This window comes from Spirochaeta cellobiosiphila DSM 17781, from assembly GCF_000426705.1.
Taxonomy (GTDB): Bacteria; Spirochaetota; Spirochaetia; order DSM-17781; family DSM-17781; genus Spirochaeta_E; species Spirochaeta_E cellobiosiphila.
Map to the genome: position 1 here is coordinate 1 of NZ_KE384558.1, position 26346 is coordinate 26346.

A 26346-nucleotide genomic window follows, 5' to 3' on the forward strand; every position below is an offset into this window, starting at 1 on the left:
AATCAGTTGGAATCGATTAAGATGGGTATCCAGTCCCAGATGCTTAGTTATGAGGCTGAGGTCTTAAAGGCGCAGAGGGATGTGCTTGTAGCTGAAGCTCAAGGACAGAGTTGGATACAGAGGAATTGGCGTCCCTGTTTGATGATGGTGATCATTGCCATTATAGGGAATAACTATGTGTTACTTCCTTATCTGAGTCTGGTATTAGGGAAGGCTCCGAAAATGGAAATGCCACCGGAATTGTTTAACCTTCTATCCATTGGGGTTGGCGGTTATGTTGTAGGACGTAGTGGTGAGAAGATTGCTTTGAACTTGAAGGGGGTTAGGGAGGGGAAGTAAATAATCGAAGGGAATTATTTAATAATATTTAGTCCCTCTGTCTTTGGATGGGGGGATTTTTTTGTGTGCCATTAAAATAACTGTAATGGCAGGGAAAAGTATCAAAGCAACAGTTCAAATCTACTTGGCAACTAAATCTGTTATATAAACTTAACTTATGCTCTACGGAACTGTGGAAGCTGATCGACACGACGAATCCCATTGAAAACTTCAAACTATCATTGAGGAAAGTAGCTATAAAAGGTCTGGGGTTCCATTTATTCTTAGCTTATGATTCAATTTAGTGTGAGACTGGAGCCGTATTTAAAGAAGAAAGTCAGGAGATGCACAGTTTATCTGACACTCGTATGGGAGTCAGAACTCCCTCAACTATTAATCATCTATAAATACTGGTGAATGAAATAAGGCAATATTGGTTGAATTTTGAAGATTGGAATTTTATTGCATTAATAACATTAACATTTTTATTAATGATTGTTGGTACTAAATTAAAATGGAAAATACTTGTAGATCCTCCGGAAGAATGGAAGTTCTACTCTCATTCTCAATTAAAAAAGATGTTTGGTAATGATTTTCTTGTTTGGTTTAATTACATAGTGGGAACATGTGGATTAATATTTATGTTATTTTCAATCATCAACTATATTATTAGTAATTAGATATTTGTGAATATTTAATTATTTAAGGTTTCGAAAAATTATCATTAAACTATTCCACAGACCACTTAAGATCTACTGTCTCCATTACTGATGAAGCAGGGGATAAGCTCTGGTTATTACTTTAATGCCCGTTGGTATGATGCTCAGGCTGGTAGGTTTATTACAAAAGATCCTGCTAGGGATGGTACGAATTGGTACTTGTATACTTTGAATAATCCTTTGATATTTGTGAATCCTAGTGGGCTTGCCAAAGAAAAGGCAGATGATAATGGAACTAGTAAAAAATCTCTGGGAGATAGAATTCGTAATGGTTGGGAAAAAGCTAAACCTGCTGTTAAAAACTTTATCGAAAACCAAAAAGGTAAAGGTTCATCACGAGGGCGTAATGGTAGAGATGGAAAGGATAACCATAATACTGACAATATAGATGTTGAGGGCAATCAAGATGTTGGCATTCCCTAATGCTCTTAATATGCCAGGGCAAAATATGGTTGAAATGTTTAATTACCCTGTATACTTATACTACAGGAAAAAATATGAAATATAATAAGAAGCTTGTTTTGTTAATAGCACTAATATCAACTATCATATCTGTAGGATGTACTCAAGATGAAGGGAACGATCATTTAGAAGACCTCAGTGGAGTATGGTATAGAGATCCGCATCCTGAAAAAACAGTGAAAACCGAAATGTCATGGGGATCAGCAAAATACATTCCAAATTTCTCTTTAAGAATTGATGGTTGTGCTAATAAACCAATCTTATTTCTTCCTGTTATGGGAGGCCCTTTTCCTATTAAAAGTGTAAAAGTGAAAAGAAAAGATACCTTTGAGTTTGTTTTTTACTTTGATAGGGGAAACTTTGATGTTTCCTTACTTATCCATATGCTTGACAATAATAGCTTCTGGGTTGAACAATTAACTCCACAAGGACAAAATCCTTTTTTACCAACAGGCAAGGATCGTATTTATTATAGAATTGATGGGCCAAATATGAAATGAAATTCAATGAGCTCAAAAAGCATCGCGCCAAGGCAAATCATCCTGATTCTACCGAACCAGGAGCGCCCCTATTCAGATAAGATATCTTATCTGTGAAGGGACTTGATTTCCCTCTGCGCTCGCATCACGGCGATTTGAACTAAATGATTACTTGTTTTGTTGATCAAACCCAGTATGACCTCCCTGTCATTCTGGGCTTTTCTTATCCCTGCCGTGTTATTTTTATTATTCCACAGACCACTTTTGATCTATTGCAGCTATTACAGATGAAGCAGGGAATAAGCTCTGGAGTTAGGATTCTATTACCTTAATGCCCGTTGGTAGGATGCTCAGGCTGGTCGGATTATTACAGAAGATCCTGTCAGGGATGGGGCTAACTGGTATTTGTATATGGCGAATAATCCTTTGATATTTATAAATCATACTGGTATATACTGATTATTCAAACGCAGGAGGAGCTCAATCTCATTGCGATTCTCCTGATGATGAAAAAATAGAAGTTTCATATGGAGTATCTGCAGGAATAGGGGGAAAGCGTTGAAACGCAAGTTGTTATTCTTGAAGTAAATCTTATTGCTTTGTCAAAGACTGTTACCACTTCTTTAAATTGTAATACCTGTATTGCTGTTGAAAGTGGTTCTAATTTAAAATTGAACCTAATGGATTTATCTATGGATGCGTAAATGGTATTTGAAAATAAAGCAACATAAAAGCTATAAACATATTAATAGTCAGGAGAAGTGATATGAAATATTTGTATATATTTATCTATGGTGTAATTAGTGTTATACTATCGAATCTCGTTTTGTTGTTTTTAGATGATTCAAGAATACTAATTTCTATATTTTTTCAACTTCTATTAGTTTTGATATATTTATCAAGTAAAATATATTTAGGTAGGCATAAAATAACTAATTGTATAAGAAGTAAAATTAAAGCTTCAAAACAAATTTTAGCTATTATTATTGATAATAGTATATCTAGTATCATTTGTATATTAGGACTTAAATTAATGCCTACAAATACCATTTTATCTGTATCAATTATGTGTTTCTCAATATCCTATTTCTGGTTAAGAAATTTATTTACAAGAAGTCTTGGGGAAAAGATTACAGGAATTAATAAAGTGATGGAAAAGGATAAAACTAACATAGTCTTATTTATACAAAATATTTGGTTATCGTTACCTATAACTCTTGGTTTATTTATTCCTGCTACTTGGGATGATCATATTCATATAAGAAATTTCGATATAATTGCATTGAGTATTAGTTGTATTCCTATAATTGATTTTCTTTCAGTTGTATTTAGGAAATCAAGTAATAAGCTTTCAGATTCTTTGTTTGGAATTAAATATTTCTCAATTTCCAAAAATAACACTAATTGATAATCCCGAGTTCAAACCTGAAGTTCAACACTTTTTTAAAGTCACATAGAGCGTTAAATATCCAAGACACTTCCTGGTATTACTATTTAGTACATACTCTATATTGACTTTTCTTATATCAGTTTTCTTCGAATATATTAGTGTTTCTACGCTACCCTTTTCCCAACTATGATAGTGATGATATAAGTAGGATGTTGTTCCTAGTTCTTTATCAATCTCTATATGCTTAGCGTTCTCTATTCCATTATCAAAAGTAATAGTTTTCCTGATGGAAGAAGGAATTCTGGAGAGTCTATTCGTTAAATGTTTTCACATCTGTTCTGAGCTATTAATGTTAATCCTGTTTTCTTTCCACTAATACACATAAGCAAGATTTACTTTGACTTGATATAATAGTATCAGCTTCCGACTGCCCCATTGTCTGTCTTAGGTATTCTATAGTCATGTTTCGAGGTAGAGGGATTTCTTTTCTTTCTCTTTAGATATACTGATAAAGAGATTCTTGACTCATTAAGGCTGTACCATTCTCTCAGTTATACCTTTTTTGTGATTTGTTCTGGAGACCAACCTTCTTTTAACTTAGTTTCTATATGGAAGGCATGAGCTAGGGATAAATCTTTGACTTGTTTACAGAAGCTCATCTATTGCTACTTTTCCGCTCTGCTAAGGTTGATCTGTATTCTCCAGAGATTATACTCGCATTACGATCTAGCTTAGTTGCAATTGTTCTTTGATTAAGTCCTTTGGCCAATAAAATCATAATTTTTTTCGCGTTCCTCTTGGCTAATATAGCTATAACAAAAAGTGTTGGATGTGATATGTTTTCTCTGCGAGATATTCTCATTTCTTTGGTGATTTATGTGGTAATAGAGAGCCAAGAGAGGATATCTTGTTTTTATTTATACTTCCATGTTTTTCTTTTCTTTAGTTCAAGTTGTTGCACTTCAGGTTTGAACTCGGGAATGGAAGTTTGTAGTCGATCCGACAGATGGTTATTTTTTTAGTTTATCTTATAACGCAAGAAAAAAAATTGGATATGAGTACTGTTTATTTCTTAACTATTTTCTTGGTATAATAGGATGTTTAATATCAGGTATTTAAATATTAAGAATGATCTTTACATTATTGAGATAAATTTAAGATAGTGAGTAAAGTGAGGTATCGCAAATGAAGAGCAAACTGATATATGGTTTATTTCTACTTTCTGCAATTATAACTGTAGTTATGAAACTTTTCCTAGGAATAATGAAGGAACATCCTTTTTATATATTTACTCTTGTTATTTATACTATAGTTGGAGTTGTTGGGTACTGTTTATTATTTAAAGGAAGAGATTTAAAACCATTGAATATAATCTTTTTAATTTTAACTATCATACGATTTAAAATAAACGGATATGACTATCAATACCAAATAGTTACAGTATCGTTTTTTTTTGATATTGGTTCGATAAGTCTTGGTCTCAATCTTCTTGGTATATTTGCTATAATACTTTATCAAAAAATTAAATTAGTTTCTAAAATACAATAAACAATTCGTTATAAGTGTTTTAGTGATTTTGGTAAATTTGTGTAAAGCCCATTATCACTTATATTAAAGATTTAGAGCTTTATATAACATATTTACAGTCTCAAATTCCTCTTTCAAATCCACAGTTTTTTCCTTCATCATAGTACTGAAACACCTCCGGTATGGGTTCAGGACATAGGTGACAAATATCAGGTGTCAGAACAAGCATCATCCTCCCCTTTTTTCTAGAGGTATTTCTTTTTGAAGTAAAGGTGTCCCTTCCCAAAATCTGATCGCATTTTTCCCAAATTAAATGTGTATGGATTACCGCTTAAATCATAAGATTGCCAAATTAAAGCTGTCCAAATTCATACGACAACAATTTGGGAATCTTTATTGAATAAGAAACCTTCGAGCAAAATCGAAGGTTTCTTATGATCGATTCGGCCATATTTGTGTACATTCGATCAATTTCCATTATGATGAAAATGAACTTAACAATCGAAGAAATCCCTCGGTCCATGGCTAATCTGAGGCTTCTTCTATGATTTCTTTGGAACAAAATCCACTGTAAGGGTGTCCTTTTCAGTATTTAATTCGATGTGGTTAAGAACATATTTCAATAATAGTCTATGAATCTGGTACTTACTAATTTTTATAATTATATTCATCCCTCCAGTGGGTTGATTGCGATCATATTTTAGGAAGGGACACTTACAAAATAAAGTAGAATTATGTATCAGATCCTCAAAAAGCATCACTCCGAGGCAAATCATCCTGATTCTACCGAACCAGGAGCGCCCCTCCCCAGATAAGATATCTTATCTGTGAAGGGACTTGATTTACCTCTGCGCTCGCATCACGGCGATTTGAACTAAAAAATGATTCGTTATTGTTAATCGAACCCATAATGACCTTCCTGCCATTCTGGGCTTTTTTGTCTTGGCCGTGTTATTTTTATTATTCCACAGACCACTTAAGAACTACTGTAGCTATTACAGATGAAGCAGGCTAGAAGCTCTGGAGTGCGGAATATACTCCTTTTGGAGATAAGGTTGTTATCGATAATTCCTCAGGGTGTGATAGCTTTGATTTTAAGATGATTATGATGCGGAGTTAGGGTTCTGTTTCATCAATGCCCGTTGGTATGATGCTCAGGCTGGTCGCTATATTACAGAAGATCCTGCCAGGGATGGGTCTAATTGGTATTTGTATACGGCGAATAATCCGCTTGTTTTTGTTGATCCTAGTGGGCTACAGAGTATGCCTATACAACCTTATATAAGGTTGAAGTTTCCATGGCAAAAGTAAGTGAGATCACAATGTTAAGAAAGCAATTAGATGATTTAGAAAATGGAAGTGATGTTTCTGGACTATTAAAAGAATCTATGGATAGAATTTCTGAACACCAAAAAATAGCAAGGAATCGATAGTGAATAAATTAAAAAGGTTAGTGGTGTTGAAGATGATGATGAGGAGGAGTAGGATGACATTAGTGAAATAGAATAAAATGATGATTTTTTTGGCAGAAAAATAAATATTTTATCCTTAGTACTATAGTTTATAATTGTAGGTTGAATAGAAATGAAGAAATATAAATTATGTATTATCTATATGATAGTTTTTCAGGCTTTTTTAATAGAAAGCATTTGTTCTGAATCCATAGAGCTACCAGATAATTCTGTATTTGAAGGTTCAATTTCAAATAGAATGTTTGAAGGATATGGTGAACTAACTTGGGATAATGGTGATGTATATAAGGGACAGTTTAAACACGGAAGAATGGATGGAAAGGGTGTGTTAACTACTAAAATAGCTACTTTTACTGGTAATTTTAAGGATGGTTTATTAGATGGTTCTGCAACAATCAAATATAGGAATGGTGATGTATATTTCGGGGCGATAGTAATGGGTTATTTTAATGGAAAGGGTACATTAGAATATCGTAATGGGGACAGATATACAGGATCTTTTAAGAATGGAGTATTTGAGGGTAGAGGTGTTTATACTTATAAAAATGGAATTAGATATATAGGCGAATTTAAGAACGGATATTTTAATGGTCTAGGAGAATTAACTATTGGTGAAGATAAGTATAACGGAAATTTTAAAGATGGTATTCTATTAGACCAAACTGAGAAAAGTGTAGCAATTGATTTTAGAAGTTTAATATTATTATTTTCTATTTTAATTAACTTAATTTTATTAATTGTTGTAATTTTAAAATATCGAAAACAAAAGAAATAAGGTACGATACTGTGAACACCTAATTGAATAACTTTCTCTTTTGAAACAACCAAAGGTAAAAGATTTTCCCTCTCTGTTTTGTCTCCATGAAGTTCAAGTACAAGAAGTCTGAGATTCCTATACCCAAAGGGGTTAAGCTTGTCAATCTTAGCTGTTTCAAAAAGAGTATAGATAATACATAAGACTTTCGCTCCTTCCGGACTTCCTAAAAATAACCAATTCTTTCGACCAAAAAAAGGTCGTCCTAATCCCAGATAAGACAGCAACAGGTGAAGGGGCTTACGGTAAGATAAGAGGACGTGAACAGCAAATGATAGATTACTTTGGTGGTGCTTTAACAGATCCTGATCGCTGGGCGAATGCAAAATCCTTGAATAGTATTAGGGTCGTAAGTAAAAACTATAAACGGAAGGAAATATCATGATGCAGCCTCAAAAGCATTTGGTGAAAAATATGAATATACTCGATATTGATTAGGGGAAATTATGAGTAAGAAGTTTAGACCGGGTGTAATTTTACAAGTTCCAATTGATAATAACACTCATACATATGCAAGAATATTGACGGATAGAAATATCGCCTTTTATGACTATAGAACAGCAGAAGAAATAACTAATTTGAAAGATATTATTTCTGCAAAAATATTATTCATTATATGTGTTAATGAGACTTTTAAGAATAGTTGGGAAGTTAAAGGGGATCTAGAATTAGAGCCGAGTTTAAGAAGAAATCCATTAATGTTTATCTGTGCCCCATATACAGAAGACTATAAAATTTATGATAATGGGGAAATACGTCGTAATGCAACCAAAGAAGAATGCATGGGGTTAGAACGTGTGGTTGCTTGGAGTCCTGAAAGAGTAGAAGGACGCTTGCTAGATCATTACAATGGGCATGAAAATGAATGGGTTGAAGCTTACAAAATAAAGTAGAACCATGACTGAACCCTCAAAAAGCATCGCTCCAAGGTAATTTGAATTGAATAATGACTAGTTATTGTTAAGCAAACCCTGTATGACCTCCCTGTCATTCTAGGCTTTTTTGTCCCGGCCGTGTCATTTTTATTATTCCACAGATCACTTAGGATCTACTGTTTCCATTACAGATTAAGCAGTTGAGAAGCTCTGGAGAGCGGAATATACTCCTTTTGGGGATAAGTTTGTTATCGATAATCCATCAGGACGAGATGATTTTGACTTTAAGTATACTGGTAAGGATTATGATGCGAAGTTAGGGTTTTATTACTTTAATGCCCGTTGGTATGATGCTCAAGCTGGTCGATTTATTACGGAAGATCCTGCCAGGGATGGGTCGAATTGGTATTTGTATACGGCGAATAATCCACTTATGTTTGTTGATCCTAGTGGATTCTCTGATGAAAGTACTCTGTTTGATCCATTAGGCCAAGGAAGTGCCGCGAAAAGATATATAAGAAATCAAACAGTAGATACTAAAAGGTTATTAAATCATGAACAAACTAGGCGTGATTATGAGGAAAATACTGTATTCAATGCGGCTAACTTTGTTATTGATACTATAAATAATGTCTCAAAAAGAGTTGCTGGTGAAGATATTGTTAAGCGTGGTGGTGCATATAAAGATTTAACAGGACTTTCTAGGACAGTAGAAGGCCATCATTTAGTCTCCTCTGATGCCATTAAAAGATCATCTATTTCCTTAAGTTGGAGGGATGGGCCAGCTATTTCTATGTCTTATGTTGATCATAAGAAAACTAAGTCTTGGGGACCGGGGGGCTACATATCGCCAGTCACAATTAGATTTGATTGAGAAAGGATTATTTATAGAAGCTCTTAATCGAGACATTGCATCAATAAGAGACTTGTTTGGTAGTAAATATGACTTACAAATAGCAGAAGCATTAGAATATTACAATACCATTGATCCTGAAAAGTTAAAGCCTAGAACAAATAATGAAAACGAAAAAGAAAAAAATCTAGTGGTGGATTATTTAAATCAATAAAGGATTCTTTTAGAGAATGGCGTGATAGTAGAAAAAAGAAAAGTGAAGATACAGAGGACACTGATGAAGATAATAGCTAACATTGGAACTGATTTAATTAAGTTGGGGCAATCTCGTGAACAGATAAGAAAAATATTGAGCACATATACCCGTAGCTCATTTCATAGAGATAAGGATGAGCCCTTAACTGATGAATATGGGACTTTGGGTATGTTTGTTTACTATTCAAAAGATGACTTGTGTGATGGAATTGAATTTTATAGAGAAGCAGAAATATATTACGAAGGTCATGAGCTTTTTGCTATGAGTAATCACGAATTGCTACAACTATTAAGACATTTAGATGAGAATATCGAAATAGGCTTTTCTGATGTCACATCTAATAAATTAGGAATTGGGTTTTGGCATCCTGAAGGTGTCACAGAATCACCGGAAAAAATACCAGAATCTATCATGGTTTTTAAAGATCTACCTCAATAGCATCGCTCCAAGGCAAATCATCCTGATTCTATCAAACCAGGAGCGGCCCTCCCCAGATGAGATATCTTATTTGTGAAGGGACTTGATTTCCCTTTCCACTCGCATCACGGCGATTTGAACTAAAAGATGACTTATTATTGTTAATCAAACCCAGTATAACCTCCCTGTCATTCTGGGCTTTTTTTGTCCTGGCCATGCAGTTTTATTATTCCACAGACCACTTAAGATCTACTGTAGCCATTACTGATGAAGCAGGTGAGAAGCTATGGGGAGGGGAATATACTGCTTTGATTCTATAAGAATGAACAAGGAGCTAGGTTCCTCTATTTATAAAAATGAAGATGGGGCTTATTCATATACAGTGCCTAACCAAGGTGTGAAAAATAGTGTGAATCCCTCTGTTCCTGAAAATGGAGAAGAGGTTGTTGCCAACATACATGCTCATGTAAATGCTACAAATCCAAAATCAGATAGTCTCTCTGAAGGTGATGTAGCACAAGCAGAGAAAGATGGATTAGACATATATGTTACTACTCCACAAGGAATGCTTCAAAAATGGGATGTCGATTTGGATGACTTTGATATTATAAGTAATGATCTTGCATATGACTCAAAGAATATAAATGAAAAAGGATATGAAAATAATCCAGATGCTTATACAGGTGAAGACAATGAAAAAGTTGGGAAAATAAAAAGCTTCTTTGAAAGTATTGGTCGATCTAGATATAATAGTGGAGATGACAAAGAAACTTCTTCAGCACAGCATTCATTAAGAGAAGATAATAGTGATGAAAATTAATAAAAAAATTAATCACCATTCTAAGGGCTCTAAAATACAATGCACTAAATTAATGTTATTCTTGGTAGTTATAGGAATACTTTGTATTTTTGTGTCGACGCATTCTATGAGTCTTTGGCAAGATATGGATAAACAGCTGGAGAAAAAAAAAGACTTTGTTTTTCCTGAAATTTTATTTAAGACACTAGAGGCACGTAATGGAAAAACTTTCTTTAGAAGAGAAATACTATCAGTAAATTTTGTTCAATATTTATTTTCATTTAATAGCTATTTTGATGACAACTTATCAATTGGAGAATCATTATTAGTTGACATTAATTATAATGGTATTTTACCCTCTAAATTCATAAAAAAATTACAGCTTTCTGTAGATTCAATAATATTAAATTTAAAATATGATGATAAAGAGTTAGAATATTTATATTTCAAAAATGTAAAATATTATGATGGTGTAGTTGGTGTTGAAGCTTTTATTAAAAAATATTTCCCTAATAAAAAAAGTAGTAATACTGATATTGAGTACTTTTGGGCAGGATTGTTTGCAGAAGGAACATTACTTAAAATAGTGTCTTCTAGAAACTTTGATGGGGATAACTTATATAAAATTTCTGTTTTGACTATAGATAGGATGGATATAGAGGATACAAGAAAAGAAATACTGGTTAATTCTGCCACTACAGTAAAATTTTAGAGAACTAAGAAAAATTATTTATAATAAAGTTATATACTTATGTGTGTAATCGTAATTTAAAGGTGGTGACTAAATTAATCCAAATTCAAACAATAAATTTAATATCTCAATCTCAAAAAACATCGCTCCCAGGCCAATCCTCCTAATTTTACAGAAATAGAACCGTCACCACTTAGATAAGATATCTTATCTGGGTAGGGAATTGATTTGCCTCTGCGCTCGCATCAAGGCGATTTGAACAAAAAAATGATTCGTTATTGTTAATCAAACCCTGTATGACCTCCCTGTCATTCTGGGCTTTTTTAGTTCTGGCCGTACAGTTTTTATTATTCCAAAGACCACTTAAGATCTACTGTAGCCATTACCGATGAGGCTGGTGAGAGCTTTGGAGTGCCGAGGACACACCCTTTGGAGATAAGGTTGAAGACATTTTGAATAAATCTTATGCAAAAGCTAAAGAAAGTTATGTTGGAGGGCATTTTTCTTGGGGGAGAAGTTTTTTCTAGGTAATGTGTTCCTGGATTGGATTGTTCTTCGACTTCACTCATTCAGCCGAAGATGCTACTGGGGGTAATATAACGGATAGAAATGCTAAAACAATGGCAAAACGAGCCTAAGCTAGATGGAGTTGCTTGTGTTGGAACAGTAAGATTTTTTGATTGGAATAATGATGAAAACTATGATCATGTTACTACCTCTGTAGAAAATGGCAAAGAAGTGCATCCATCACAAAATCAAGGTGAAATAAAAAAGATTACTGGTAGATGTTTAGATAATCTCCCTTATTAGCCAAATACAAAGATAAAGGAAAGACAATACAATTGGAGGTATATATTATGGGAATGAAAAAGAAAATTATAACAATTTTATTTTGTATATTGAGTTATTATTGTTTCTCAGATGGTTTCTCAAAGGATGATATTTTATATTTGAATTTGAAAAATGACAAAATAATTATCAATTGTGTTTACTATGATAATTCAAGTGTTCTAAAGAGTTTTACTGGGGTTCTAGAATCAGATCCTTATTCTATAGTAGTTCGGTTTGAAAACGATGAAATTTATGATATAGATAATAAAATTATAGTTTCTTTTAAGAATTATGATCCAGCATTTTATGGGTTTAAAATAAAGCCCTCTTATCCTGTGCCTGAAAGCCATTCACCAGGTTTGAATCTTTTTCCTTATTTTTATCCAATAGGATCAGTGGGTGATTCTCTTTTGATTGTTTGGGATTATAATAAAAGAACTTTTAAGCGTATGATTTTTAGTATTCCTTAAAATATAGGTGTGACCGTCAATTTCAAGGGCGATAAACACCTAATGCTATTCCTCTAAGAATACATATAATAATAGGCAGTATTTTGAGGCAAGTTACTGGGGTAGCGGAAGCTTTTAATTAGTAGGAATGAAAAATGATCAATAAAAACAATAAAATACTATTTCTGATATTGATTGTGATGATATCAAGCTTTTCAGTTGTTTATAGTGAAGATGGCAATGATTGGAATGGTAAATGGATTTTAAGTTATAAAGATCAAGTTAATTTAAAGAAGAATCCATACAAGGCAATAATGCCTTTTATCTTTAATGTTAATTGTAGTACAAATTTAAGCATTTCATTTATAGCGTCAACAGAAGTTGTAACTAGTATTTACACAAGAAAGACCACAATTGAGAATCGGTCAGCAGAGTTTGTTATATATGGATTTGGAGGTTTAACTTTTAAAGGTAAATTTATTCATGATGGTAAAAACATAAAATATTTTGTTAAAAGTACAGGTATGGAGCCAGACAAAGACTGGGTATACATGGGTACATTGATTCATCCATTGGAGGATTATGAACCATAGGAATTGGATAAGTATAAAAAATTAATCGTTTATACTTAGACATAATCAATATTAATATACAATGCTCATTATTTGATGGGTATAGAGTCAGTGTCAATTCAACCGGCCCTTATCTATGAAACTCATAAAAAGCATAATTTCTCCCAAAGGAGAATAAAATGTAGAAACCAGCAACAACACAAGAATGGAAATCCTTCTTTGAAGAAGCCCAGAAATTAGGAAAGATAAGAAAGGAGATAGCAGAAGATCTAGGAATCGCCGTTTAAGCTATCGCTTACCATAAGAGAAGAACTTTCAAAAGGACAACAATTAATAATTTCGTTAAATTACCATACCCGTCAACAGGAAAACTTAGTGATTTTTTATCAAATCTTAATATTTTTACTGGTGAGGATATGAGGTTAATGGGAAAATATAACTAATATAAGTGGGAAGCCTAATGCTATGAGTTTTGGTAATTATGTTTTTATGCAAAATAGTAGCGAGAATCTATCGGATAGTATATCTCGATTATTGGCTCATGAAAGTGTACATACCTTCAAGAAAAATTATTACGAAGAATAAGCGTATGAAATCCAACTTAGATTGAGGTGTTTATGGCCATGAAGCCAATATTAATGATCTTATTAATTCAGATATTCTCTGTTGGTAATCTATTTTCTGATGATCTTTTTGATTTAAATGGTCAATTAATAGATCGAGAAGTTTTTATAGAATTTTATCGTGATAATCCTGAACTTACATTAGAGGGGATTAAGGATGTTGTTAAGGCTTTAGATTTATATCTCTGGGGTTTTGATGAGATGGGTAATAATTCTGTAAGTGAAGAAGAATTCGTTCATTCTATGTATAAGAAATATGGTGATAAATTATTGGTTGTCGTTCTTGATAGACTAAAAATAGTATACACGTACTCCAATATTTGTGAAGTAGATCTACCTATAGATTTATTGTTTGATTGCATATCAGACATATATTTCGATGAAGATAGTTCATATATTAAATCAAAGGATTTTATAGAAAAATATGAATTAATTTTAAATCAGTGGTATCAAGTCGTACAGAAGGATGATAAAGATATATATATTGTTACAGGTAGAAAGATAATCAATTCAATTAAGTAAAGAGATATCTATTTCTAAATGATTGCTTATAATATAACAACCTCAAAAAAGTATCACTCCAAGGCAAATCAGCCTGATTATACCGAACCAGGATCTTCGCCCCCTAAGATATCCAATCGGTGAAGGGACTTGATATCTTTAGACTCGCATCACGGCGATTGGAACTAAATAATGACTAAGTATCATTTAACCAGTAGCAAGCTTTTGCCCAGCCTATACACCAATTTGGTCTATAACAATGCTTTCGGATAGATTGTCTGAATTCTCTGATAGAGTAACTTCTGGTATCATATTGGTAAACAGAATAATAAAACAATAATTCTTTTCATAATAATCGCCATATAAATGTAGGCAAGCTGTCATGCAATAATCGCTTTTCTGAAAACGGTTTTAATGGGAAAATATTACAGGTTCCAATCACTCTTCACACAGGAGTATGATTTAAATTGAAAGTTATTACATATGAGCACATATTAGAATTACTCAGTACCAATAACAAACAATGGAGCTAGTACAAGAATAATTTTAGAGATGAGTTATACCAATACATGTTTTAGTTAAGATCATGAAAAGTTACAAAGACCGATGGTCTTTAGAAATGTTCTTCAAAATCATTCCTATTATATACCTGAACAGGATAAAGATGATCCTGTCGGCTTTGGTATAGATATAACTAATCTAGATAAGAAAGGAATATGTGTATTTCACAATGAAAAAGAGGATACCATATTAATTCCAAGCTTTACGGAATTACTTAGGCTCTTTGTTGAGGATAAATATAAGCTGGATATTATAGAATCGATATTCATTCTCATTCTAGGGATATATTAAAAATATAAAGGATTTTTTTTTATGGGTCATGATAAACTATTTTCAATAAGATAACAAAGGAATAAAAGTGAAAATTCCAGAGACTCTCAAACGCTTAAGACAAGTGGCGTCTGCTGATAATGGTTTTTTTGTTCTAGCGTTGCACTCATTTATTGAAGCCCAGATCAGAGAACAATTAGACTTGTTACCTGAAAGTCGTTATGAATACGGTGAACTATTGGATCTATACAGAGTCCTCCACAATGGAAAGTTCCCGATGGATCTTCTTTGTTCCCTCACTAAAAATCATCAACTTAGCAATACTGTCCGTCATCAATGCAGGAATGTCTTAGATTCTGAATCTCAAAATAGTTTATCTTTACTTATTAGGTTTTGTGATGCTACTGGTCTTAGTGTCGAACATATAGACGATGTAAAAGCCCTGGAAGAACTAATCACTGATTGGGCAAAACGAATACCAGAAACTAAGTACCATAATGAAATGCTCATTCTTCAAAAAGAACTAAAGGATCTTCGAGAAAAGAACTTCATCAACACACAAAGAATCTCAGAGTATCAAGTTGCATGGAAGGAAAAGCAAGACCTTGAAAGGAAGCTGTCCTCAACCTTGTCTGAACTTCATCAACTTCAATCAAGGGCAAAAGACAGGAAAGAGGAACGAAAGGAATTACGTGTAGAAGTCTTTGAGAGTCATAGAAGGATAAAAAGCCTTACTGAGGCTATCAATGCAAGTCAGAATAAATTAGAAGAATATAAGTCCATTTCTGACTCCTTAGATATATTTAAAAGAATGCTTCATCTATCACAAAGCCGAAGAGGCTTTGAAGATAGGATACTTCGATTAACAGAAGAACAGGGACGTATTCTCAGAGACATCAATTTTAAAAAAGATTTTATGATCAAGGGATCCGCAGGTACAGGAAAGAGTCTGGTTTTGCTTAAATCTCTAGAAACATACCTGATACAAAACGAATCACCAGATCTTGGCCTTCAAAAAAAACTTCCTGTTGTCTTCCTGACTTATACAAGAACTTTGGTGAATTACAATCATTATCTTGCAGGACTGATGAATTTAGATGCTCATTTGGACGTAGAATACACCACTGCTGATCATCTTCTCACCAAGGTCTGCAAAGGAATACTAGGAATAAATGAACTTTTTAATACAGATGAATTATGGAGAAAATCGTCCATAACTATTGATATGTCTGATAAGGCACTAGTGAGGGAATTAAGAAGTTTCTTATGGGCCTATGGATATAGTCGTGAAGACTACATTGATAAAATGATTCATAGACAAGGGATGAAGGATTCCTTAAATCGGAAGACCAGAGAAGTTATATGGCAGGCCAAGACTGAGTTTGAAGCTTATATGGATGATCATAAATGTTATAGCTTTAGTTACCTGTATTATAAAACATATCTTTTGTGGAAAGAGGATCCTCCTAAAGTGGTTTATGATAAGGTCTTTTTGGATGAAGCCCAAGACCTGACTATGGTTAAGCTTTTTCTATTAAAAACTCTAAGCCGAGGGGCTATGATAATGGCCTCTGATCTTGATCAAAGTATCTATACTCCCTTAAGTCCTTTTCCCCGAAGTGGTATCCAACTTCAGGGAAATACAAGAATTATTCACACAAACTTTCGAAATACTTTTCAAATACATGAGCTGGCTGAACGTTTTCGCTGTGGTACTTCCCATGATAGCGACCAGCATCCAACAGCGTTCAGAGAAGGACCGAGAAGTATTCTGCATCGATCAGATAGTTCTGAAATGGCAGATCAAACACTTATAGAACGTCTGAGATTCTATCATGATCAGTTGGATTTTGAATGGGATAACCTCGCAGTGATTTCTAGTGCGAATGATAAAAGCCGCAAAGGGGTAACAGAATTAATGGATATAAATGCTATTCCTTATGTTCGTGTTGATAGGGATTTTGATTTCAATCAAAACGGGGTGCGAATTATGACACTCTTCAACGCTAAGGGACTTAGTTTCCCAGTTTGCTTTATTCATCTCACAGATACCCTTTGGTGGCTAAAAAAGGAATATTCAGAAGAAAGAGCTAACAAAGTGAAAACAAACCTTCTTTATGTAGCATTGACAAGAGCAATGGATTGCCTTGAGGTCATTGTAAAAAATGGTGAGGATCATATTGTTAATGAACTCATAAGTTGTTTCGATGCAGAGAGTGATAGCTAAGGATAGCACAGGTAAGTTTTTTACCCACATAGATCTACTGATGAGAAGTAATATAAAAAAGGAAGTTAGAAATGATATTGAAGAAACCAAAGGATTTATCAGATCATAATCAACCTGCCTTAGATTTACAACATTGTATTGCAAAGACTATAGAGGATGAAGAATCTGGACAGATAAAAGCAGGACAGAGCATTGAACTACATTGCAAGATCGTAGGATTGGTTGCTCGTGAGTTGTTAAGCCGAATGCCCGATAACATGAGGAACAATCTCTATCCAAAAGGGGCTGAGCTTGTTGCTGCGGCTCATGATATTGGAAAGGTAAATCCATTATTCCAAGAAAAAATAAGACGAAATCTAAGTAATTATCAACATAATTCTGAACCAAGTCTTAAAGGTATTAATCCCAATTTGGAAAAAGAAACTGGTTACCATTGGACTGTTAGTCGTGCCGCTTTAAGTGAAATAAGTAACAGTTCTGCTATGATTGTAGGCCAGCACCATGGCGTGAAGCCAAATCAGTCCTATAGTGATGATAAAAATATTGCCGTCTTTGGTGGATCGAATTGGCAAAAGGTACGGGAAAAGCTAATTCTTAGCCTTGAAGACTATCTTAAGGAAGACTGGCCTATCATGGATCAAGATGAAATATGGACTCCATTGAATATCCTGGGGTTGACCACCGTATCCGATTGGATAGGGTCAGGTCCTGCTTTGTCCAATATACTTGCTATAGAGTCAGAAGATAATCTTATAGATTTAGTAAGAGATGTGGTGGATAAGGCAGGATTTGTAGTGCCCCAAATTAAAAAGGGTCTTTCTTTTGCTGAAGTGTTTGATGGATATAATCCACGTCCCATGCAAGAGCAAATGATTGATATGGTACAGGATCAAGGGCTCTATATTCTGGAAGATCGTATGGGGCAAGGAAAGACAGAGGCCGCACTCTATGCTGCCTACAGACTTATGGAAAGAGGTTTAGCCAGTGGTATATATTTTGCTCTTCCAACACAGCTAACATCAGAGAAGATACATGAGCGTTTTGAGCGCTTCCTAGATTGTATCCTAGACTCTACAGATCAACACCGAAGCCTCCTGGTTCATAGTAAGTCCTGGCTCCTGGATACCGAAATGGGCGAGGATGGTCGCCCTGGGTATTCTTGGTTTAACTCCCGCAAAAGGGGCTTACTTGCTCCTTTTGCAGTGGGAACCATTGATCAAGCTCTCATGTCTGTCATGAATGTGAAACATGGTTTTGTTCGAGCTTTTGGTTTAGCTGGTAAGGTCGTTATTCTGGATGAAGTGCATTCTTATGATGCCTATACAGGAACTATTATTGATCATCTTGTCAGAGGATTAAGAGAACTTGGGGCTACAGTGATAATGCTTAGTGCCACCTTGACAACGGAAAGAAAAAAAGCTCTTTTATCCTATACCTCTCCAATGCCCCATTCCTATCCCTTACTCTCCTATAAGAATGTATATGATGATATCACCTATTCACAAGCTATAGAAACAGAACAAAAGACTTATATACTTCATTCAACCGCAGATGAAGAATCTGTCAACGAGTTCGTCATGGACAAAGCCCAGAAGGGACAATATGTTCTGTGGATTGAGAATACAGTTGAAGACGCGCAAAAGGTCTTTTTGTTATTTGCTAATTATGAAAAAGAGTTAGGAATAGAAGTAGGTCTTATTCATTCCCGTTTTCTCCCTGATGACAGAGCACGACTGGAAGAATATTGGACTGGTGTCTATGGAAAAATCCGAGGCTCTAATAATAAAGGTGGAAAGATTCTTGTGGGAACACAGGTTCTGGAGCAGTCTTTGGATATTGATGCAGATTTTCTTGTGACGCGTTTAGCCCCTATGGATATGTTGTTACAAAGAATGGGGCGTCTATGGAGACATTCCTGTGTAGATCCCTATCGTACAGATGAGGCACGACCAGAAGTATTTATTCTAATGCCTAACGAAGAGGAGATTCAAAGTAATTCTTCCTGGTGTTTTGGTCCTTCTGGTGCTGTTTACTCTCCTTATATTCTAGCTCGGAGTGCTGAAGTCCTAGCAGAACGCTCGAATATCACCTTACCTGAAGACTTTCGATCTCTCATTGAAGCTGTTTATGCTCCAAGAAAGGATCCAACTTACTTGAATAATGTTAAATCTGAACTAGAGCAAAGGATAACAAAGCTTGGACAATTGGCACGGGTAAGTTTATCTATGGCTGTTCAAATAAGTAATGATGATGTTTCAACCCGCTATACTGACGTGGAAACTGTAGAAGTTCTTATCATAAAAGATATGATTTTCGGTTCCTCTCCTGAAATTATTCTAGTGAATGGTGCTAGATTATCTCTATCTTATCCAGTAGGAGATAGAAAAGCCAAAAGGCAAATTGCTCAATCCCTTTCTCGGAATATTATGACTGTTCCTATCTCTAAAGCTCCTGACCGTGTGATAAAGGGAGAACTCAGTATTCTTAAACCTTTTCTATATATCGAACCTGATTCGCCATCATCTTTAAGAGTAATCAAGCTAAAAGCTAGTGGAATGCTTGAAGGTCTCAATGGCCGACCAGGGCATGATCAATATGAACTTTACTATAGCCAGGACATTGGCTATCAGAAAAAATAGAGAGGAGATAAAGTATGAATCATCATTTTAACTTGATCGATGAAGCCTGGATTCCTATTGCAGATGCCGGTCTGGTGAGTCTGAAAGAAATCTTTGACAACAAAAACCTAAAAACAATAGGAGGTAATGCCGTTCAAAAGATTTCTTTGCTTAGGTTCTTTTTGGCTATCGCCCAGGCAGCTTGTACTCCCGAGGATGATAAAGCCTGGGCTGATCTGACTAGTCATGGTATGGCACAACTCTGTCTAGGATATCTTGATGATAAAAAAGAACTCTTTAACTTGTATGGAGACAAGCCATTTCTTCAGATGCCTGTTCTGAAAGAAAAAAACACTAAAATACAACCTTATTATGTCCTTCTTCCCGAATTAGCTTCGGGCAATACCACAGTGCTTTTTGATTCGCAGATGGATAATGAGATGACGGATGCTCAAAAAGCTCTTCTTCTCTTAAGAATAGGTGGGTTTGCTACATCGGGTAAGCAGGTGGATAACACAATCATTTTATCTTCGACCTATAAGGGAAAAACCAAGGATAATGGTAAAGCTACCTCTGGTAAATTTGGGCCTTCCTTAGCTTTTCAAGGATTACAACACCATTTTTGGCAGGGCAGGACATTAAAAGAGACAATCTATCAGAATCTTTTTACCAGTCAGGATATTCAAAATATGGGAATCTTTATGACAGGTCTTGGCATTCCTCCATGGGAGAAAATGCCAGAAAGTGAGGATGATGATACTGCTAAAACTTTATTAAGCTCTTACCTAGGTAGACTAATGCCTTTGTCTAGATTTGTTTTGTTAGCGGAATCAGGCGTTTATTATACTGAAGGTCTGGCTTATCCTAACTATGCTGAGGGGATCTGGGATCCTTCTATTGCCATCGACAGTACCCAAAAAAAGATTAAGACATTGTGGGTTAGTACGGATAAAAAGCCTTGGCGAAGTATTAGCTCTTTTCTTTCTTTTTTAGACTCAGAAAAGGAGTCTTTTACAAACTTTCAGTTGAAACTTCCTTTTAGAAGGATTAAAAAACATTGTGATATTACTGGCATATGGGCGGGAGGTCTTAAAGTCAGTAGTAATGCAGGAGAGCAGTATTGTTCTGGAACTGATGATTACATAGCGTCACTAATACTACTTGATCCAAAACAAATGGGAGGCACCTGGTTCCCCAGTGTCAAGTCAGCCTTAGCTACAATCGATTCACATTCAAAAAGATTGTATAGATGTCTCTCTGAGTATAACAGATCCCTTCGTATTGATAATAAGGATAAAATCAATAAAGACATGTCTCTCTACTGGAATCAAGTGGAATTAGTTTTCACAAAGCTTATTCAAAAAGAAATTAATGAAACTGATCTAGATGCATTCCATAATCATTCCAAAAAGATAGTAGAGCAAATCTATGATGCTTCTTGTCCTAAACAGACAGCAAGACAGCTTAAGTCATGGGCAGAGCATTATCCCCGTATAAAAAAGATTACTATAGAGGAGGTAAAAGTTGGATGATAAACAGTCTAGCACATTCGTAAAACTTGTTATGGAGCGCTGTCATGGTAGTCAGGACAAGGGGTACCGTGCAAAGCTACGCAAAGGGGAGAATCCCAATACAGAATACTACTGTTGGGATATCTTAAGTTCTTATGTCAATCTGGAATATCCAGATGATAGACGTGTCTATGCTCTCATAGGTGCTGATATTGCTAATAGAGATGTAACTGTTGACGGTGAGTATGGATTGGGAGAGGCACTGGCTATGGCCTATCAGGATCATGAGCACAGTAAGGATGATACAGGTCCAGGAGGAGCTAGGTTGAGACGTCTCTTAGCTTGCCAGAATCGAAAGGATCTATTATTAGTCTTGCCTTCACTGCTTCATTTATTACGTTCCAAAGGTATAACTATCAATCATAGTAGGCTCTTGGAAGAAGTTTTTTGGTTTGACAGGGAAGATAGTCGCGAGCGGACCAGAAGTCTTTGGGCTAAACAGTTCTACCATGATTGGCGAGGCGAATCATGATTCTCTCCCAAATATCACTAAGTCCAAGAGATATAAGCAAAGAAGAGATTCATGATGAATATGGTATTCATAAACTTGTTTATGATCTATTTCCTGGAAATTCTCGAGACTTCCTTTATCAGGAAATGCCAGGAGATAGAGCCCTGAGAAAAATTCTTGTCCTCTCTCAGAACACACCATCTAATAATAAAAATCTTAATATCAGGAGCAAGGATCTTCCTATGAGCTATCTGGATTGGTCTGAGTATATGTTTAAAGTCCGCCTCAATCCTGTTAGAAATGTAAAAGGCTTTAAGAACAAAAAACCAGTAATCGGAAGAGAAGAGCTTTTGGACTGGTTTTGTGGTAGAAGTCAGCAGTGGGGATTTTCCCCTTATAGGGACAATCTGGAAGTCTCAGAAGTTGGCAGTATTAGCTTCAAAAGCAAGGGAAATAATTTACGATTTCATCAAGCTATGTTCTCTGGCATTTTGAAAGTCGAAGATAAAACGCTATTTAGAGAATCATTTACTAAAGGATTAGGCCGGGGAAAAGCTTTTGGTTTCGGTCTGTTACAGTTAAAACCACTGAATTGATTAAGGAGAAAATAAAAATGAGTGTAGGGAACTTACAAGGATTAAAATTAGAATTTCATATATTACAGAGCTTTCCTGTGACCTGTTTGAATAGGGATGATGTTGGCGCTCCCAAGACAGCTATTGTTGGGGGAACGACAAGGGCTCGGGTCAGTAGTCAAGCATGGAAGCGTCAGGTTCGGATGGAACTTCACAACCTGGGAATAAAGCTGGGAGTTCGTACTAAAAGAATCAAAGAGCTAATAGTTAAAAAAATGCTAGAGCAAGGAGCCTCTGATGAACAGGCAGAGACTTGTGCAATAGAAATAGCTAAGCACTTATCTAAGGATACTCTCCATTTTTTTACAGATCAAGAAGCAGAAGGATTGGCAGAATATGCCAAATCTCTAGAATATAAAGCCTCTGATATCAAGAAGACTGACGTTTACAAAGAACATAAAAAGTTCTTCAATCCTGCTGCTGATGGCCTGGACATAGCTTTATTTGGAAGGATGGTCGCTCAAGCTCCAGAGTTAAATATTGAAGCATCTTGTTCTTTTAGTCACGCTATTTCGACTCATAAAGTTAATAATGAATTGGATTTCTTCACTGCAATCGATGATTATCCTGATTCTGATGAGATTCAAACAGGTTCCTCCCACATGGGAACGTTGGAGTTTAACTCAGCTACTTATTATCGCTATATTTCAGTTAATCTTGGACAACTAGTGGATACCTTGGGAGAAGATGGTGATATCAATTCATCTATCATGGCTTTTATTAAAGCTCTGTATCTAGCAGTACCACAAGCACGGCAGACTACTCAGGCTGGTTTCAATCAATGGGACTACGCTAAAGTATATCTTCGAAAAGGACAGAATCTCCAAGTTTGTTTTGATAAGGCTGTGAAAAGTAAGGGCGATGGATATCTTTCTGAAAGTATTTCTACATTGGATCAAGCTCTCAAGTCTAAAGAGAGTAAGGCTGGATCCTTATTCGGCAAAGTACAAGAATGGACCTGGGGATTGGATGATTCCTATAGTATGGATGATTTGATAGAAGGTATCACCTCAGCTCTGGAGGGAGTTCATTGATATGAAGTATTTACTTCTATGGTTAGAAGGTCCTTTTCAGAGCTGGGGTGTAGACTCAAAATTCTGGCGTAGGGATTCACTAGACTTTCCCACAAAATCAGGCCTCTTCGGTCTTTATTTATCAGCCCTTGGGGCTAGAGGGAGTCAGGAAGATCTATTAGCACAGCTCGCAGAGTATAAGCAGAATATATTTGCTTACTGGAAGACGGAGAACCAAACCAGTACTTTGATAGATTTTCATATGGTAGGTAGTGGGTATGACAGCAAGAATTCTTGGCAAAAAAATATGATTCCCAAGACTATTGAAGGAAAGTCCGCGGTAGGTGGGGGGGCAAAGTTGACTTACCGTTACTATTTACAGGATATGGCTTTTGGCGTGATTCAGGAACTAGAGGATGATCTTAGTTATCTTATAGGGAAATCCTTACGAGAACCTGTATTTGATCTGTATCTAGGTCGTAAGAACTGTATACCTAGTGAGATCCTCTATCGAGGAGAATATGATTACTATAATGAGGCTGAGATAGAGTTGAAAAAAATAGTAGAAAGCATATCCTCTGATGATCATAATCTTGAGCTTCATAAAAGCTTTCATATCAAAGACGGTGCTTTTGAGGATGAGGGAGAAGTTTTGACTCTTAACGATATTCCAATTAGATTTGGTCGCTTAAAATCCTACCGAGATAGACAGGTAACTCTTGTGAATTATGAGTGAGGAAAAGAATAAAAGACTATTTATCAAGATAAATAGAAACAATCTTCCTCAAGTGAAGGATAAATATCCATTTATTTATCTGGAACGAGGGAGATTGGAGATCGATGATAGTAGTGTCAAATGGATTGATAGTGAAGCAAACCTTGTTCGTCTTCCTATAGCTATGCTTAATGCTATTCTTCTTGGTCCTGGAACCAGTATAACTCATGAAGCTGTTAAGGTTATAACAGCTTCTAATTGTATGATCTGTTGGGTAGGTGAGGATAGTATGCTTTTCTATGCTGTTGGTCAAAGTCCTACCTCAGATACTAGAAATATGAGAAAACAAATGGAACTTGCCATAAATGGAAAGAAACGTGTTGAAGTAGCCAGAAGGATGTTTTCCAGAAGATTTCCTCAAGAAAATGTCAGTCAAAAATCTTTAAAAGAGTTAATGGGTATGGAAGGATTGAGAGTTAGAAGATTATATGAGTCTAAAGCAAAGGAATATGGTGTTGGTTGGAAAGGACGTCAGTACACTCCAGGAAAATTTGAGCTGGGAGATTTGACCAATCAGATTCTGACTTCTTCCAACGCCGCCCTCTATGGCATACTGACATCAGCTATCTATTCTCTGGGATATTCTCCTCATGTTGGATTTGTTCATTCTGGTAGCCCATTACCCTTTGTTTATGATATGGCAGACTTGTATAAAGAAGATCTATGTATAGATCTTGCATTCTCTTTGACTTATGAAATGGGAGGCAAATACAATAAACATAGAGTGGTAGAGGACTTCAGGAAACGTGTTATTCAAAACAAATTGCTGGAAAATATTGGAAAGGATATTACCATGGCTTTAGGAAAGTAACTGTGGTTGTGGTTATAGCCAATAATTTACCGCCAGCTGTCAGAGGTAGAATGAAACTCTGGTTTGTGGAGCCTAGAGCTAATGTCTTTGTCTCTGGAATAAAGGATAGTGTGGCAGAAGGTGTGATCAAATACCTCTTTGAATCCTGTCCTGCTAATTCAGGTCTTCTGGTGATGCAGAGAATTAATAAAGCTCCTTATTATAAAATATGGGGTATGGGCGATCCAAAGCATAGGATTGCAGAAATTGATGGATTACAACTGATCTTTGAAAAATTAGGGATGGATTAGTACCGCTATATATGGTACCTAAGTATAAGGTTGAACTCTATATGTCGCTGTCTTCTCCGCGTAGGCGGAGGTGTTTCTTGATTCAAGCTCTTTTCTTGATGTATTAATATGTCTTCTCCGCGTAGGCGGAGGTGTTTCTGGAAGCAAGACAGAAGAAGATAATTCCCTTGAGTCTTCTCCGCGTAGGCGGAGGTGTTTCTAAAATTATTGCGGCAGTTATTAAACCTATAGGGTCTTCTCCGCGTAGGCGGAGGTGTTTCCAGCTATAGACATTCGTCCTATTGCTGTACCTGGTCTTCTCCGCGTAGGCGGAGGTGTTTCTAAAATGGTTCCACAATTAGGAAGCACGTTAAGGTCTTCTCCGCGTAGGCGGAGGTGTTTCCGTATTAAAGTAATGTGGGCTTCTTTGGGAGAAGTCTTCTCCGCGTAGGCGGAGGTGTTTCTATATCTTGTTCGGCCATTTCCAGAAATGCCACGTCTTCTCCGCGTAGGCGGAGGTGTTTCTTCTTTTGCTTTTATTGCAACTGTTTTAGCTACGTCTTCTCCGCGTAGGCGGAGGTGTTTCTATTTCTTCGTCGGTTGGTAAAGTCTCGGGTATGTCTTCTCCGCGTAGGCGGAGGTGTTTCCCATATACCCTACTTTCTTTTTTATGACATTACGTCTTCTCCGCGTAGGCGGAGGTGTTTCTTCATAAACAGTATGCGTTCTCTCCCCATCTCCGTCTTCTCCGCGTAGGCGGAGGTGTTTCTACTTCTTCCATTTTAATCTCCATCAGGATAAAGTCTTCTCCGCGTAGGCGGAGGTGTTTCCAAGTCAGACTAAAGGCGCACCAAGTGTGAGAGGTCTTCTCCGCGTAGGCGGAGGTGTTTCTACAGAGGGCGACGTCGAGCAAGCTATAAGCGTGTCTTCTCCGCGTAGGCGGAGGTGTTTCTTTAAGGAGTTAGCCGGGAATTCTTTTGTGATAGTCTTCTCCGCGTAGGCGGAGGTGTTTCCATCAAAGGCCGTTTGTTCTATTTCTTTTACTAGTCTTCTCCGCGTAGGCGGAGGTGTTTCCATCCAAGCATGAATCTTAAAGC

29 protein-coding genes, 2 pseudogenes and 1 CRISPR repeat array (1 of these 32 only partly in view) are annotated in these 26346 nt (G+C 35.9%); all 31 genes and pseudogenes read left to right on the plus strand.

The annotated features are described in order from the left end of the window. On the plus strand, window positions 1-339 hold a 339-nt coding region (locus K345_RS0116570), incomplete at its 5' end, for a 3TM-type holin (RefSeq protein WP_028975113.1). A gap of 470 nt (window positions 340-809) precedes the next feature. After that, window positions 810-998, plus strand: a complete 189-nt coding sequence (locus K345_RS0116575) for a hypothetical protein (RefSeq protein WP_156888449.1) — start codon at window positions 810-812, stop codon at window positions 996-998. Between the two features lie 90 nt (window positions 999-1088). After that, entirely contained in the window at window positions 1089-1460 is a 372-nt protein-coding gene (locus K345_RS0116580) for an RHS repeat-associated core domain-containing protein (protein ID WP_028975115.1), read from the plus strand. Window positions 1461-1534: 74 nt separating this feature from the next. Beyond that, window positions 1535-1999 (plus strand): hypothetical protein, encoded by a 465-nt coding sequence (locus K345_RS0116585; RefSeq protein WP_028975116.1) that lies wholly within the window; start codon window positions 1535-1537, stop codon window positions 1997-1999. Window positions 2000-2142: 143 nt separating this feature from the next. Then, on the plus strand, window positions 2143-2310 hold the full coding sequence (locus K345_RS23525) for a hypothetical protein (protein ID WP_211227916.1): 168 nt from the start codon (window positions 2143-2145) through the stop codon (window positions 2308-2310). 434 nt (window positions 2311-2744) lie between these two features. Beyond that, the gene (locus K345_RS0116590) at window positions 2745-3386 is read left to right on the plus strand and encodes a hypothetical protein (protein WP_028975117.1); all 642 of its coding nucleotides are present in this window, start codon (window positions 2745-2747) and stop codon (window positions 3384-3386) included. 1167 nt (window positions 3387-4553) lie between these two features. Next, window positions 4554-4916: a hypothetical protein gene (locus K345_RS0116605; RefSeq protein WP_028975118.1), complete on the plus strand. Its 363-nt coding sequence runs from the start codon at window positions 4554-4556 to the stop codon at window positions 4914-4916. A 1095-nt stretch (window positions 4917-6011) separates the two neighbouring features. Beyond that, window positions 6012-6206, plus strand: a pseudogene (locus K345_RS23930) (RHS repeat domain-containing protein); the annotation flags it as partial. Beyond that, complete coding sequence (locus K345_RS23700) at window positions 6194-6328, plus strand: hypothetical protein (RefSeq protein ID WP_281169339.1); 135 nt, start codon at window positions 6194-6196, stop codon at window positions 6326-6328. The pseudogene K345_RS23930 and the gene K345_RS23700, both read left to right, overlap by 13 nt. 151 nt (window positions 6329-6479) lie before the next feature. Then, window positions 6480-7142 (plus strand): MORN repeat-containing protein, encoded by a 663-nt coding sequence (locus K345_RS21585; protein ID WP_028975120.1) that lies wholly within the window; start codon window positions 6480-6482, stop codon window positions 7140-7142. Window positions 7143-7627: 485 nt separating this feature from the next. After that, window positions 7628-8074 carry an Imm26 family immunity protein gene (locus tag K345_RS21590; RefSeq protein WP_037573010.1) on the plus strand — a complete coding sequence of 149 codons (447 nt, stop codon included), beginning with the start codon at window positions 7628-7630 and terminating at the stop codon, window positions 8072-8074. Between the two features lie 217 nt (window positions 8075-8291). Then, window positions 8292-8930: pseudogene (locus K345_RS0116640) on the plus strand (RHS repeat-associated core domain-containing protein); the annotation flags it as partial. After that, on the plus strand, window positions 8923-9123 hold the full coding sequence (locus K345_RS0116645) for a hypothetical protein (RefSeq protein WP_028975122.1): 201 nt from the start codon (window positions 8923-8925) through the stop codon (window positions 9121-9123). The pseudogene K345_RS0116640 and the gene K345_RS0116645, both read left to right, overlap by 8 nt. A 63-nt stretch (window positions 9124-9186) precedes the next feature. Further along, on the plus strand, window positions 9187-9603 hold the full coding sequence (locus K345_RS0116650) for a hypothetical protein (protein WP_028975123.1): 417 nt from the start codon (window positions 9187-9189) through the stop codon (window positions 9601-9603). Window positions 9604-9740: 137 nt separating this feature from the next. After that, a complete protein-coding gene (locus K345_RS23225) occupies window positions 9741-9902 on the plus strand; it encodes a hypothetical protein (protein WP_156888450.1) in 162 nt (53 codons plus the stop codon). Between the two features lie 2 nt (window positions 9903-9904). Continuing rightward, window positions 9905-10402 (plus strand): DUF4329 domain-containing protein, encoded by a 498-nt coding sequence (locus K345_RS0116660; RefSeq protein ID WP_028975124.1) that lies wholly within the window; start codon window positions 9905-9907, stop codon window positions 10400-10402. Beyond that, window positions 10392-11093 carry a hypothetical protein gene (locus K345_RS0116665; protein ID WP_156888451.1) on the plus strand — a complete coding sequence of 234 codons (702 nt, stop codon included), beginning with the start codon at window positions 10392-10394 and terminating at the stop codon, window positions 11091-11093. The genes K345_RS0116660 and K345_RS0116665 overlap by 11 nt, the downstream gene beginning before the upstream one ends. A gap of 588 nt (window positions 11094-11681) precedes the next feature. Further along, window positions 11682-11882 (plus strand): hypothetical protein, encoded by a 201-nt coding sequence (locus K345_RS0116670; RefSeq protein ID WP_028975126.1) that lies wholly within the window; start codon window positions 11682-11684, stop codon window positions 11880-11882. Window positions 11883-11935: 53 nt separating this feature from the next. After that, on the plus strand, window positions 11936-12373 hold the full coding sequence (locus K345_RS0116675) for a hypothetical protein (protein ID WP_156888452.1): 438 nt from the start codon (window positions 11936-11938) through the stop codon (window positions 12371-12373). Window positions 12374-12507: 134 nt separating this feature from the next. Further along, complete coding sequence (locus tag K345_RS0116680; protein WP_028975128.1) at window positions 12508-12945, plus strand: hypothetical protein; 438 nt, start codon at window positions 12508-12510, stop codon at window positions 12943-12945. A 602-nt stretch (window positions 12946-13547) separates the two neighbouring features. Continuing rightward, window positions 13548-14069, plus strand: a complete 522-nt coding sequence (locus tag K345_RS0116685; protein ID WP_156888453.1) for a hypothetical protein — start codon at window positions 13548-13550, stop codon at window positions 14067-14069. A gap of 585 nt (window positions 14070-14654) precedes the next feature. Continuing rightward, window positions 14655-14900, plus strand: a complete 246-nt coding sequence (locus K345_RS0116690) for a hypothetical protein (RefSeq protein WP_028975130.1) — start codon at window positions 14655-14657, stop codon at window positions 14898-14900. 67 nt (window positions 14901-14967) lie between these two features. After that, window positions 14968-17106: a UvrD-helicase domain-containing protein gene (locus K345_RS0116695; protein ID WP_028975131.1), complete on the plus strand. Its 2139-nt coding sequence runs from the start codon at window positions 14968-14970 to the stop codon at window positions 17104-17106. A gap of 71 nt (window positions 17107-17177) precedes the next feature. Continuing rightward, window positions 17178-19745: a CRISPR-associated helicase/endonuclease Cas3 gene (locus K345_RS0116700; protein ID WP_037573015.1), complete on the plus strand. Its 2568-nt coding sequence runs from the start codon at window positions 17178-17180 to the stop codon at window positions 19743-19745. A gap of 14 nt (window positions 19746-19759) precedes the next feature. Beyond that, window positions 19760-21256 (plus strand): type I-E CRISPR-associated protein Cse1/CasA, encoded by a 1497-nt coding sequence (gene casA, locus K345_RS0116705; protein WP_028975133.1) that lies wholly within the window; start codon window positions 19760-19762, stop codon window positions 21254-21256. After that, entirely contained in the window at window positions 21249-21767 is a 519-nt protein-coding gene (casB, locus tag K345_RS0116710; RefSeq protein ID WP_028975134.1) for a type I-E CRISPR-associated protein Cse2/CasB, read from the plus strand. Before casA ends, casB begins: the two co-directional genes overlap by 8 nt. Beyond that, window positions 21749-22342: a type I-E CRISPR-associated protein Cas6/Cse3/CasE gene (gene cas6e / locus K345_RS0116715; RefSeq protein ID WP_211227917.1), complete on the plus strand. Its 594-nt coding sequence runs from the start codon at window positions 21749-21751 to the stop codon at window positions 22340-22342. The genes casB and cas6e overlap by 19 nt, the downstream gene beginning before the upstream one ends. A 17-nt stretch (window positions 22343-22359) precedes the next feature. Beyond that, window positions 22360-23415 (plus strand): type I-E CRISPR-associated protein Cas7/Cse4/CasC, encoded by a 1056-nt coding sequence (gene cas7e, locus K345_RS0116720; protein WP_028975136.1) that lies wholly within the window; start codon window positions 22360-22362, stop codon window positions 23413-23415. Window position 23416: 1 nt separating this feature from the next. Beyond that, the gene (cas5e, locus tag K345_RS0116725; RefSeq protein ID WP_037573018.1) at window positions 23417-24130 is read left to right on the plus strand and encodes a type I-E CRISPR-associated protein Cas5/CasD; all 714 of its coding nucleotides are present in this window, start codon (window positions 23417-23419) and stop codon (window positions 24128-24130) included. Then, the gene (gene cas1e / locus K345_RS0116730) at window positions 24123-24980 is read left to right on the plus strand and encodes a type I-E CRISPR-associated endonuclease Cas1e (RefSeq protein WP_028975138.1); all 858 of its coding nucleotides are present in this window, start codon (window positions 24123-24125) and stop codon (window positions 24978-24980) included. The genes cas5e and cas1e overlap by 8 nt, the downstream gene beginning before the upstream one ends. Window positions 24981-24982: 2 nt before the next feature. Then, the gene (gene cas2e / locus K345_RS0116735) at window positions 24983-25270 is read left to right on the plus strand and encodes a type I-E CRISPR-associated endoribonuclease Cas2e (protein ID WP_028975139.1); all 288 of its coding nucleotides are present in this window, start codon (window positions 24983-24985) and stop codon (window positions 25268-25270) included. A 49-nt stretch (window positions 25271-25319) separates the two neighbouring features. Further along, a CRISPR array of direct repeats spans window positions 25320-26346; the repeat unit is 28 nt; unit sequence GTCTTCTCCGCGTAGGCGGAGGTGTTTC (it continues 403 nt past the right edge of the window).